Raw genomic sequence first — 11,585 nt, forward strand, 5'->3', positions numbered from 1 at the left:
AGGGCTTACATCCCCTAGCCTAAAGGCGTAGGGGTTTTACGCCCATCCTTATAAACTATTGCCAAGAACCAATTTTTCTTCAGGTAAAGTCGAGCGCATAAAAGCCCTTGAAGGTGGAAAAAATATGTTATTACAAATATTCAGAAGAGAGAACATTACAGCTATAAATAAAATAGAAAACTCTATAACATATGTGTAAGTGGTAATCATTAGTAGAATTAAGGCAGAGCAAATATCTGTTATAATCATAATTTTTCTTCGATTATATCGATCGGGGTAACATTTGAATAATAAACATGGAACCTGTGGCAATAGTTGATTTAGTAATATCAAAAATATATAGTGGCATTGCGATGAGAAAGATCCAATCGCCCAAGCCTGAAATCATTCGTGCCATCCAGATTAAAAAAAGTTTTTTATTTTGAAGCATATGCAAGTGATACCCCTGCCTTTCAAAACCCAAAAAATATAAATGTTAAACTTTCAATCTATATCACTATTATTTCATTATAAACAAAAAAATCAGTTTATACCTACCGATAAAGACATATCCAGCACTGTGTGCTTCACTCCAAGATCATGAGCAATCGTTTTTGCCACTTCTATCTCTTTTCGGTGACGTTGTCCGTAATCAAAAGTCACCGCTTGAACTTCTTGAAAATTTTTCAAAGCCCAAAATAAGCATGTTGTGCTATCTTGTCCTCCGCTGAATACCACAACCGCTTTTTCCTCATTCAACATGATCTTCACCTTTTCTTATATAAATTGTCATTATTGAATTCTTTCTCCATTTGAACAAGGCCTTCCGGGTCCACGAAGTCCATAATTGAGCAATCGTCAACATAATAAAAAAGATTGCGCAGAAAAATGACGCAACCTCCCCCATCCATCAGCAAAGAAACAAATAACTGACTGCCGCTTTTAAAATCAAATCAAATAAAAAGCACCTTTCCATTTCGTACGAACTAAAGGGAAACGTGCTTTGACAGACATGCAGAACGGCAGCCCGGACATTGTTTCCTGGCCGGATGTCTCTCCTTAGTTTTTTATAGAGGGAGTTCGCGAACCTCTCCCGCGCGTTATGCACGGATTTCTTATGGAGTTGTTCAAATGATCATTCATCATTCTGATTGTTTACTATAGCACATTTTTATAGATTCGACTACTATCAGGATCCATCCATTCATTTGTCTTATTTTTCCATTCACAAGGAAAACACACCGTTCAACAAGACGAACGGTGTGAAAAATCGTAAATTCAACTTCTATTTAGAACAGTTCCAGGTCTGTTATTCCTGATTTTCAATCGCTTCAATCACTTTTTCAGCCGTGCTTTTGCTGGATTGTGGATTTTGTCCTGTTACCAAATTTCCGTCGCGGACAGAGAAATCGGACCACTTTTCACCCGAAACAAAGTTCGCCCCTTTTTCACGCAGCTTGGATTCCAGTAAAAATGGCATATGTCTGTCCAGCTGCGTTTCCCTTTCTTCCTCATTCGTAAAAGCGGCTACTTTTTTCCCTTTCACTAATGGAGTACCGTCTTTATAGGTGACGTTGACAAGCCCCGCCGGACCATGGCAAACAGCGCCAATGACTCTTCCATCTTCGGCGAATTGCTGCAAAACATATTGCAACGTTTCATTATCCGGAAAATCAAACATGGTGCCATGCCCTCCAGGGAGGAACACTGCATCAAATCCAGCGGCATCTTCTTTGCTTAATTTCGCTGTGTTTTTTAATTCTTTTTCCGCTTCAACCCAATCCGGATTTTTTTCTTTTATGCTATTTGGATCAAGAGGAACTTCTCCGCCGTTAATGCTCGTTACTTTGACATCATATCCTTTTTCCTTAAAGGTCAAATAAGGCACCGCAAACTCTTCCAGCCAAAGTCCCGTCTTGTGATCATCCGTAATCGTTGTATGGTTGGTCACTACCATGAGAATACGTTTATTGTTCGCCATTTGATGTACCTCCTTTAATTGAGCCTCATGACGTTTCCGAATTCATTATAATGATTCTTTCCTGATAAAACAAAAGATATGCTTCGGTTTGATGAACCTTAAAATCGTTATTCAAGGTTCAATCGATGTTCTAAACAGCATTCTGACCTTCAAACTGCCTTGCTGATATTCCCTTTTTTGAAATGCAGAGAGCCGCCTCTTATTGCACTTTCGAATAGCCATCCACACTAATTCATGGACAACCCGCTTTCAATGCCAAATGCCAGCCGGTCGATCGATTTATCTGCTTTTTACGAGAAGCTGCACCGCTTCTTTAATGACCTCAGAACGAGCTTGATCTTCTCCCTCTTCCATTTGTTCACGAATGCATTTTTCTAAGTTTGTCGCCACTATTAGTGCAATCGCCCGATCCAAAGCACTTCTCGCTGCACTTAATTGGGTAATTACTTCTTTACAATCTTCCTCTTGGTCCAGCATACGAAGTACTCCGCGAACTTGTCCTTCGATTCGCTTTAAGCGGTTTTTAATATCTTTACTATACTCCGATTAATTTTTTTAATTCATCCTTATAAATAAATGATTTTTTCTATTTCCCACTCATACTTTATCCATTCCAAAATAAACTAATCATAAAAAGGATTATGCTTTAAAAGAGCTTATCCATATTTTTCGTGACATTGTGATGTAGTTTACAGAGAAACTCCCAAAAAACGATAAAATGAATATATGAAGTCATATTAAAGGAGATCATCGTATGACGGTGTTAACTGATAGATTAGGCAGGCCAATGCATGATTTACGAATATCTGTTACGGATCGTTGTAATTTCCGCTGCCGCTATTGCATGCCAAGAGAGGTTTTTGGACGGGACTTTGCCTTTATGCCGAAAGAACAACTCCTTAGTTTTGAAGAAATTGAACGTTTGGCAAAAATTTTTGTCTCTCTTGGGGTAAAAAAAATCCGTCTGACCGGTGGCGAACCGCTTCTAAGAAAAAACATCACATTTTTAATCGAGCGGCTGACACAAATTGATGGATTGGAAGATATCGGACTGACTACGAATGGCGTTCTGCTTGAAAAATTAGCCGGCGACTTAAAAAATGCCGGTCTTAAGCGAATAAATGTTAGTCTCGATGCCCTTGATGAAAAATTATGTCAGCAAATTAATGATAGTGGTGTGCCTTCCACTCATATTTTAAAAGGAATTCATAAAGCAAAAGAAGTCGGTCTCAACATCAAAATAAACATGGTCGTGAAAAAAGGAATGAACGAACAAGAAATTCTCCCTATGGCTGAATATTTCAAACAGCACGACATCCCTTTAAGATATATTGAATTTATGGACGTTGGCTCTACAAATGGCTGGGACCTCAAAAACGTTATGACGAAAAAAGAAATTTACACCCTTCTCTCAGCGCATTATGAATTGGAACCTGTCGACCCGTCCTATATAGGCGAAGTGGCAAAAAGATATCGTTACAAAGGGACAAATACGGAAGTCGGTTTTATCACCTCGGTTTCTGAATCATTTTGCTCAACTTGTACGAGAGCTAGACTTGCGGCAGATGGAAAAATGTACACTTGCCTGTTTGCCACAGACGGCTTTGATTTAAAACAATTACTCAGATCCGGTGCAGACGATCATAAGCTGACTGAAACGATCATGCAGATTTGGGGTGCGAGAACGGACAGATACTCCGATGAACGAACAGAAGAGACGGCAAGAAACCGGAAAAAAATTGAAATGTCCTATATCGGCGGTTAATTAACAAAAGGACAGCAACAGAAAGGAGCATCGGCTATGATAGATCGGTATTCTCGGCAAAAACAGTTCAAACCAATTGGTGATGCCGGACAAAAGAAAATTAGTGAAAAACATGTGCTCATGGTCGGCTTAGGGGCATTAGGATCGGTGAATGCGGAAATGTTAGTTCGAGCCGGCATTGGCAAGCTTACCATCATCGACCGCGATTATGTCGAATATAGCAATCTGCAAAGGCAAACCTTATTCACGGAACAAGATTGCCTTGACCAAATACCAAAAGCAGTAGCGGCAAAAAATCGGCTACATGCCATCAATTCAATGGTCAAAATTGATGCATATGTAATGGATGCGACAAGCGAGTCCCTTTTCCCGCTCTTGGATAATGTTGATCTTATCATGGATGCTACCGATAATTTTGATATTCGCCTTACCCTGAACGATCTTACCCACAAAATGAATATTCCTTGGATTATGGGGTCATGCGTCGGCAGTACGGGGATGAGCTATACGATTCTCCCCAATGAAACCCCATGCCTCCAATGTTTACTGGACATAACACCGGCGATGAACGCCACCTGTGACTCAGTTGGAATCATCTCCCCGGCAGTACAAATGGTAGCTGCCCATCAAACAACGGAAGCCCTTAAACTTTTCGTTGAGGATACAGAAGCATTACGGACAAAACTGGTCACCTTTGATTTATGGAATAACCAGTACCAGATGATCAATGTTGCACGTGCAAAAAAAGATACCTGTCCGACTTGCGGAAATGAACCAAGCTATCCACATCTAAACTATGAGTTTCAAACAAAATCAGAAGTGCTTTGCGGCAGAAATACGGTCCAGATCCGTTCGAACCGAGCATATGAAATCGAAACTTTAGCCGGTCGTCTACAAACGGTTGGACCGGTAAAAACCAATCCATATCTTGTTTCTGTTGAATATAAAGGATACCGGATTGTATTTTTCCGCGATGGACGGGCTTTAATCCATGGCACAAACTCAAAAGAAATTGCAAAAACTATTTACTATCAATTAGTCGGTTAGGTGGGAACAAAAATGGTAGAAAAACGAAAACCTATTAAAGTGGATGAAGCGATCAAACGAGTAATGGCCTATCAAAAAAGCGGCTCAATCGAATTCCTTCCAATAGAAGAAAGTTTTGGCCGGTTTCTTGGTGACGATTTGATTGCTACGCATGATGTCCCTTTCTTTAACCGCTCCCCGTATGACGGATTTGCGATCATTGCAGCGGATACGGAACATGCATCAAGCACAAATCCCGTTCAATTGGAAGTGGTCGGTGAAATTGGGGCAGGCAGTGTATTTCCTTATATGCTGCAACCGGGGCAAGCGGTACGAATTATGACCGGTGCAGCTATTCCCCAAGGTGCCGATGCGGTCATCATGCTCGAGTTAGTGTGCGAAATTGAAACAGACGGAAAACCTTTCATTCAAGTGAGACGGAAAGTAAAATCGGGCGACAATATTTCCTTAATCGGGGAGGATACAAAAAAAGGCACCGTCCTTGCCCCAAAAGGAACGTATATAAATCCGGGTGTTGTCGCCTTGCTTGCCACATTCGGTTATAAACAAGTTCCGGTCAGCACGAAACCGGCGATTGGCATTATTGCAACCGGCAGTGAATTATTAAAGGTAGATGAACCACTCCAACCCGGGAAAATCCGTAACAGCAATACCTATATGGTCGCAGCCCAAATCGAACGGGCCGGCGGGAAACCTGTTAACTTTGGCCAATTCAATGATGATTTTGATACTTGTTTTAGGCAAGTGGCCGACGCCTTAAATAAAGTAGACTTTTTAATTACAACAGGCGGCGTATCAGTCGGTGATTATGACTATTTACCAGCCATTTATCAAAAACTTGGTGCGGAAGTTTTGTTCAATAAAGTAGGTATGCGTCCGGGCAGTGTGACAACCGTTGCAGTGAAGGACGGGAAACTCTTATTTGGCCTATCCGGGAACCCATCGGCCTGTTATGTCGGCTTCGAATTATTTACCCGTCCGATGATACGTGCCTATCTACATTGTGTAAATCCAATAGTGAAAAAGACGATTGCAACTCTCGGTTCCGATTTTCCAAAACCAAACCCGTTCGACCGCTTTGTCCGAGGCCGCTTATCTTTTGAAAACGGAAAAATCATTGCTTATCCTATTGGTTTGGACAAATCAAATGTCGTCTCTTCTTTAGCGGAAGCAAATGTGCTTATCAACTTGCCCGGGGGTACAAGAGGTTTTACAAAAGGAATGGAAGTTTCCTGTTTATTACTGGAAGATCAAGAAGGAGAATCGTGATGAAAGAAAAATTGTTTGAAATCACGAGTGAGCCAATCAAGGTTGACCAATTAATAAAAAAAGTCGAAAGCCGAAACGCCGGTGCAATGACAACTTTTATCGGGACGGTACGGGAATGGACGAAAGGCAAACGGACGCTTTACTTGGAGTATCAAGCATACATCCCGATGGCAGAAAAAATGCTAAAGACCATTGGCGACGAGATTCAAAGGAAATGGCCGGATACAAAGATCGCAATCACCCATCGCATTGGGCGCCTGGATATTTCCGATATTGCCGTATGTATCGCCGTTTCTTCTCCACACCGGAAAGCTGCCTATGAAGCTAACGAATATGCCATTGAACGCATTAAGCAAATCGTCCCTATTTGGAAAAAAGAACATTGGGAAAACGGTGAAACATGGATTGGTGACCAATTGGAAAATGTCGCTTACCCAACAGGAAAACCGAAACTGGAAGGGGATAATGAATGATTACAGTTTTACTTTTTGCCCACCTGCAAGATGAAATCGGCCAAAGAGAGCTTAAACTCGCTATTAAAGAAATAACGGTGAAGGATTTAAAGCAAACTCTGACAGAATCCTACCATTTATCGCAAATGGAGACAACCATGGTTGCGGTCAATGAAGAATATGCATTGGATCATGACGTCATCCGTGCAGGTGACGTTGTAGCTTTAATTCCTCCTGTCAGTGGGGGGTAACCGGGATGAAAATCATTCAAATTGTCGGTTATAAAAACAGTGGAAAAACTACACTTGCAAGTCACCTTATCGAAACATTCACAACAATAGGTATTCGTGTTGCTTCCTTAAAACATCACGGACATGGCGGCGAACCTGCCGGAATTTCCAATACGGATAGTGAACAACATCGTACATCAGGTGCCTTTGTTTCGGGCGTAACCGGCGAACATATTTTACAACTGGCAAACCAAGGCCGTTGGGAACTTTCGCAAATCCTCCCCTTTTACCAACGATTGGGTGCGGAAGTTTTAGTGGTGGAAGGCTTTAAAAATGAAAACTATCCGAAAATTGTTTTACTAAAAAATAAAAACGATCAGCATCTATTAAAATCTTTAACAAATATTTTAGCGGTGATGACTTGGTTTCCAATGGATCATCCATCTCTACCGACTTTTCTGAAAGGTGAGGAAAAGAAACTATGCCATTGGATTAGCGAAACAATTTTTCCAAATAAATAAAAAGACACCCTGTTTTGAGGAGGGCGTTTTACATTTTATCTGATGACCAGTGGCAAAAGCCATCCAAAGTGCTAAATCCAGCAATCAGTCAATATTGCAAATTTCTACCGGACAGTTTTCACAACGATTCCTTTCCTTTAAATATTGTAGATTTTTAATCAAGATTTTACCGGATGAATCGATGGATAGAATTCCTTTTTTTCTTAACTCGACAAGCATCCGGTTGATATATTCTCTAGTTGCACCGCAAAATCTGGCAAGTTCCTGGTTGGTGAAGGCCATATCAATCAAAATACCATCATTCCTTTGAACACCATAACTGTTAGATAAGCGGATGAGCGTTGAATACAGTGCACCCTTTTTACCGTTGAGCAGTAAGTCCCGTAATTTAGTTTGAAACTTTCTCATATGGTTGCTTACCCATTTCATCATCTCAATGGACAAATGGTGATTGATCATTAATTCTTTTTGTAATTTATCAATGTTGATGACAAATACTTCTCCGGATTCGATGATTTTTGCATTCAGTAAATACTTCGGATCATCACAAAAGAGGGTCAGTTCGCCTACGATGTCGTCCGTTCTACAAATCCGGAGCACCATCTCTTCCCCTTCTGAAGAGAGCATACTAATTTGGATCAAACCGGATTTGATTAAATACATTTCTTTCGCATCCATCCCTTGATGGAAGAGATAAGAATCTTCATGGATTGATCGAACGGTTCCGATCGATTTTAACAATTGCCGTAATTCATCAGATAACCGTTCTCTTTTATTGGACAAAGTTTGCAAAGGTTCTCCCCCCTTTACTATGATAGTTTACAAACATAACTATATTGTATCACAACGGGTAGAATTCTTTCGGGATGTTAACAATATTGTCATAGTAAAAAATACAACAGAAATGGGGCAACAGTTATGAACGATATATACCAAGGCGTTGTACTTGCAGGCGGAGAGTCACGTCGATTCGGCTCACCTAAGGCATTTGCTGAAATTGACGGTACGCCTTTTTACCAGTGTTCCATCAATGCCATCCAACCGTTCTGTTCATCCATTGTGATCGTTACCAAACCGAATTTGCAAGAAAAGTTTAAAAGGGATAGACATAATGTGGCAGTTATTAATGATGTAAAAGAATTTCGAGGTCAAGGACCACTTGCTGGTCTTTATTCTGCGATGGAGTACCGGGCGTCCCCATGGTATATGGTAACACCCATTGATGTCCCTTTTGTAGAAGCTTCGATTTTTGGACAGTTAATAAAATTCATTGATAAAAATATAGACGGCATTGTACCCATTGTTTCAGGGAAAAAGCAACCATTGATTGCCATCTATAACTACTCAATTAAGGACGAAATCAGACATATGCTTGAGAATGGAGAACGATCGGTTCAGCAACTAATTGGAAAGTTCAATATTCGGTACATTCCGATGAACATAGAACAATCTTTCATCAATATTAACCGGAAAACTGATTTCTTTCAATATATCCAGCCGGAAGTTTCAATATTTGGAGAAGAACTCAAGTAGATTGGAGGTAAACGTATGGGACATTGTCATGACAGCGGCAAGCTCAAAACGGTCACTTGTGCGGTGATAACCGTTAGTGACACGCGTAATAAAGACACCGATAAAAGCGGTCAAACCATTATTGAACTGCTGAAAACTGATAACCATCATATTGGCATGTATGAAATCATTCCGGATGATGTTGCGTCAATTCAAAAAACATTGGAGACTGCCATCCATGAAGATGCGATTGATGCCGTCATTTTTAACGGTGGAACCGGAATTTCTCAGCGTGATGTAACAATAGAAGCGATTCGTCCATATTTTAAAAAAGAGTTGCCCGGTTTTGGGGAAATTTTTCGTTATTTAAGTTATCAATTTGATATCGGTTCTGCAAGCATTCTTTCCCGTGCCATAGCAGGAATAGCCAATAATCGCATTGTCTTCTCGGTGCCCGGTTCAACAGGAGCAGTGAAATTAGCGATGGAAAAGCTGATTTTACCGGAAATAAAACATGCGGTTAATGAAATTCATAAAGATTTATAAAGGGGTAAATCATTTTGGCTAAGAAAGTATATTTACTTTTATTAAGTTTGTTGATTATTCTTACCGGTTGTACAAGCCCAAAAGCTGATAGCGGAAATCAAGTTGAATTGACCATATCTGCAGCAGCGAGTATGACCGATAGCCTTTTAGAGCTCAAGGAAGGATTTGAACATCAATATCCAAACATTAAAATTAATTATAACTTTGGCGGCAGTGGTACTTTACGAAAACAAATTGAACAAGGAGCACCGATAGATATCTTTTTTTCAGCCTCAGAACAAGATTACAAGCTGTTGGATGAAGCTGGATTTATTAAAAAGGGGCAAGCCATTTTGCAAAATCATTTAGTATTGATTCAACCGGTAAATGGTGAGCTGACTTCCATCAACGATTTACTTGACTCCAATGGAAAAATTGCCCTTGGTACGCCGGATGCGGTCCCGGCCGGCACCTACGGGAAACAATCACTAGAAAATCTTGGTATTTGGGGCGATGTACAGGAGCGCTTAGTTTATACAAAGGACGTTCGGCAAGTTCTTACGTTTGTTAAAGAAAGGTCGGTCGATGCCGGCATTGTTTATGTAAGTGATACATTAGGTGAAGATCATATTGAGGTCGTTGAGCGGATTGATGATTCAACCCATGATCCAATTAAGTATTATTTTGGCATTATTGATGGAAATAAGCACGATGATGCGAAAAAAAAGGCAACCGAAAATTTTTACCACTTTATATTTCGTGATGAGAGCATGGAATTATTTAAAAAATACGGATTTGATAGAGTTGGAGATTGAAAGTTATGTCCTTGTTTTCTTACTACGTTTGACGGTTGACAGTCCCCGGGATCTATTTTTACCTTGTATTTTTCGTCACATGGTATTTGGGATGTTCAAAGCGACACAGCCGGGCTCCCGGATCTGTCTGTACCTTGTATTTTTCGCCATTGCCAGAAATTAGGTGAATAAAAAATGAGTTTTTCTTGGTATCCGGTGCAATTATCAATTTTTGTTGCAACGGTCGCAACAATCATTACATTTTTTATCGGAATTATCGCTGTCTATTGGCTGATTTTTAAAAGCTTCCGCGGGAGAGCCGCTGTCGAAACGATAATTTTTTTGCCGTTAGTCCTACCCCCAACGGTTATCGGATTTCTTTTAATTGTCATTTTCGGGAAAAACAGCCCGATAGGTCAAGCTCTTGAATGGCTAATTGGCCGAAGTATCATTTTTACCATCCCGGCAGCCGTCCTTGCAGCTTCCGTCATTGCTTTTCCATTAATGTATCAGTCCATGAAAACCGGCTTTCTCTCCATTGACCGTACGATTATTGATGCGGCCAAAGTCGACGGGGCATCAAATTGGCAATTGCTAAAATGGCAGTTAATTCCTTTATCGGCGCGGGCAATTTTTTCGGGAATTGCGTTAAGTTTTACACGGGCATTTGGCGAGTTTGGCGCTACTCTTATGTTTGCCGGCAATATTCCGGGCCACACGCAAACAATCCCGACAGCCATCTTTTTTGCAATTGAAACTGGTAACATGACGGCTGCTTGGTACTATTGTGTAATCAGTATCTTATTTTCTTTTATTCTATTGTTTTTTACGAATGATCGAAGCAAGACCAGAAATTGACTCAAATAAAGTGAAAAAACCGGCCCTTATTGATTAAGGGCGGTTTATTAGTTAATTATTCTCCTCGTTTGAAGTCTCCACTTTTTCCGCCGCTTTTTTCTAGTAGATAGGTCGGACCGATGACCATACCTTTATCTACCGCTTTACACATATCATAGACGGTTAATGCGGTAACCGAAGCGGCAGTGAGTGCCTCCATTTCCACCCCTGTACTTCCTACCGTCTTAACCTCGGCTTGGATTAACAGTTTGTACTGCTCACCTTCAACCGGTTCCCACTCAAACGAAAGATCTACACCGGTAATGGAGATTGGGTGGCACATCGGGATTAGCGCTGATGTTTGTTTTGCCCCCATAATACCGGCAACTTGAGCAACCGCCAACACATCCCCCTTCTTGTTTTTCATTTCGGTAATATTTTCGTATACGGCTTTACTCATTAATACACTGGATATTGCAACCGCTCTTCGTGATGTTTTTTCTTTAGCAGAAATGTCAACCATTTTTGCCCGGCCATCTTCATTAAAATGGGTAAACTCAGCCACATTCATTCACCTGTCTTTTCTATTTTTTATGTTAAGCGAAAGTATAAATTTCCGCAAAGAAGCGAATTCGACGTAGTTGGAAATTTTAAGAATTAAGTATAAGTGCTC

14 protein-coding genes, 1 pseudogene and 1 riboswitch are annotated in these 11,585 nt (G+C 40.5%); of the genes and pseudogenes, 10 read left to right on the plus strand and 5 right to left on the minus strand.

Features of this window, described 5'->3' with window-relative positions; translation table 11 throughout:
• Positions 1 to 540: 540 nt before the first annotated feature.
• The 3 genes and pseudogenes from LIZ98_RS14885 to LIZ98_RS14895 all read right to left on the minus strand — a co-directional run.
• Positions 541 to 741, minus strand: a pseudogene (locus LIZ98_RS14885) (DUF7411 family protein); the annotation flags it as partial.
• Between the two features lie 291 nt (positions 742 to 1,032).
• A riboswitch (PreQ1 riboswitch) is annotated at positions 1,033 to 1,076 on the minus strand.
• 212 nt (positions 1,077 to 1,288) lie between these two features.
• The gene (locus tag LIZ98_RS14890) at positions 1,289 to 1,960 is read right to left on the minus strand and encodes a type 1 glutamine amidotransferase domain-containing protein (protein WP_041846895.1); all 672 of its coding nucleotides are present in this window, start codon (positions 1,958 to 1,960) and stop codon (positions 1,289 to 1,291) included.
• 279 nt (positions 1,961 to 2,239) lie between these two features.
• On the minus strand, positions 2,240 to 2,488 hold the full coding sequence (locus tag LIZ98_RS14895) for a metal-sensitive transcriptional regulator (RefSeq protein ID WP_227092896.1): 249 nt from the start codon (positions 2,486 to 2,488) through the stop codon (positions 2,240 to 2,242).
• Positions 2,489 to 2,714: 226 nt separating this feature from the next.
• Between LIZ98_RS14895 and moaA the strand changes: the two genes are divergently transcribed.
• From moaA to mobB, 6 genes are read left to right on the plus strand one after another with little or no spacing between them, the layout of a single operon-like run.
• Positions 2,715 to 3,725 (plus strand): GTP 3',8-cyclase MoaA, encoded by a 1,011-nt coding sequence (gene moaA / locus LIZ98_RS14900; protein WP_227140110.1) that lies wholly within the window; start codon positions 2,715 to 2,717, stop codon positions 3,723 to 3,725.
• Between the two features lie 36 nt (positions 3,726 to 3,761).
• Positions 3,762 to 4,772: a MoeB/ThiF family adenylyltransferase gene (locus tag LIZ98_RS14905; RefSeq protein ID WP_227140109.1), complete on the plus strand. Its 1,011-nt coding sequence runs from the start codon at positions 3,762 to 3,764 to the stop codon at positions 4,770 to 4,772.
• Positions 4,773 to 4,784: 12 nt separating this feature from the next.
• A complete protein-coding gene (locus LIZ98_RS14910) occupies positions 4,785 to 6,041 on the plus strand; it encodes a molybdopterin molybdotransferase MoeA (RefSeq protein WP_041847981.1) in 1,257 nt (418 codons plus the stop codon).
• Entirely contained in the window at positions 6,041 to 6,514 is a 474-nt protein-coding gene (locus tag LIZ98_RS14915) for a molybdenum cofactor biosynthesis protein MoaE (protein WP_227140108.1), read from the plus strand. Before LIZ98_RS14910 ends, LIZ98_RS14915 begins: the two co-directional genes overlap by 1 nt.
• The gene (moaD, locus tag LIZ98_RS14920; protein ID WP_095141829.1) at positions 6,511 to 6,744 is read left to right on the plus strand and encodes a molybdopterin converting factor subunit 1; all 234 of its coding nucleotides are present in this window, start codon (positions 6,511 to 6,513) and stop codon (positions 6,742 to 6,744) included. Before LIZ98_RS14915 ends, moaD begins: the two co-directional genes overlap by 4 nt.
• A gap of 5 nt (positions 6,745 to 6,749) precedes the next feature.
• Positions 6,750 to 7,244, plus strand: a complete 495-nt coding sequence (gene mobB / locus LIZ98_RS14925; protein WP_227140107.1) for a molybdopterin-guanine dinucleotide biosynthesis protein B — start codon at positions 6,750 to 6,752, stop codon at positions 7,242 to 7,244.
• 84 nt (positions 7,245 to 7,328) lie between these two features.
• Here the strand turns inward: mobB and LIZ98_RS14930 are convergent, their stop codons facing one another.
• Positions 7,329 to 8,036 carry a Crp/Fnr family transcriptional regulator gene (locus tag LIZ98_RS14930; RefSeq protein ID WP_227140106.1) on the minus strand — a complete coding sequence of 236 codons (708 nt, stop codon included), beginning with the start codon at positions 8,034 to 8,036 and terminating at the stop codon, positions 7,329 to 7,331.
• 126 nt (positions 8,037 to 8,162) lie between these two features.
• On the opposite strand from LIZ98_RS14930, the gene mobA reads away from it, so the two are divergent.
• The 4 genes from mobA (at position 8,163) to modB (ending at position 10,933) form a co-directional block, all read left to right on the plus strand.
• Positions 8,163 to 8,777 (plus strand): molybdenum cofactor guanylyltransferase, encoded by a 615-nt coding sequence (gene mobA, locus LIZ98_RS14935; protein WP_227140105.1) that lies wholly within the window; start codon positions 8,163 to 8,165, stop codon positions 8,775 to 8,777.
• Positions 8,778 to 8,792: 15 nt separating this feature from the next.
• On the plus strand, positions 8,793 to 9,302 hold the full coding sequence (locus LIZ98_RS14940) for a MogA/MoaB family molybdenum cofactor biosynthesis protein (RefSeq protein ID WP_095141824.1): 510 nt from the start codon (positions 8,793 to 8,795) through the stop codon (positions 9,300 to 9,302).
• Positions 9,303 to 9,316: 14 nt separating this feature from the next.
• A complete protein-coding gene (gene modA, locus LIZ98_RS14945; protein WP_051988950.1) occupies positions 9,317 to 10,096 on the plus strand; it encodes a molybdate ABC transporter substrate-binding protein in 780 nt (259 codons plus the stop codon).
• A 174-nt stretch (positions 10,097 to 10,270) separates the two neighbouring features.
• Positions 10,271 to 10,933, plus strand: coding sequence for a molybdate ABC transporter permease subunit (modB, locus tag LIZ98_RS14950; RefSeq protein ID WP_227140104.1), 663 nt, complete (start codon positions 10,271 to 10,273; stop codon positions 10,931 to 10,933).
• A gap of 55 nt (positions 10,934 to 10,988) precedes the next feature.
• On the opposite strand, the gene moaC is transcribed toward modB, so the two are convergent.
• Positions 10,989 to 11,477: a cyclic pyranopterin monophosphate synthase MoaC gene (moaC, locus tag LIZ98_RS14955; protein ID WP_227140111.1), complete on the minus strand. Its 489-nt coding sequence runs from the start codon at positions 11,475 to 11,477 to the stop codon at positions 10,989 to 10,991.
• Positions 11,478 to 11,585: the final 108 nt, after the last annotated feature.

Source organism: Caldibacillus sp. 210928-DFI.2.18 (assembly GCF_020554505.1).
GTDB classification, from domain to species: Bacteria; Bacillota; Bacilli; order Bacillales; family Caldibacillaceae; genus Caldifermentibacillus; species Caldifermentibacillus hisashii.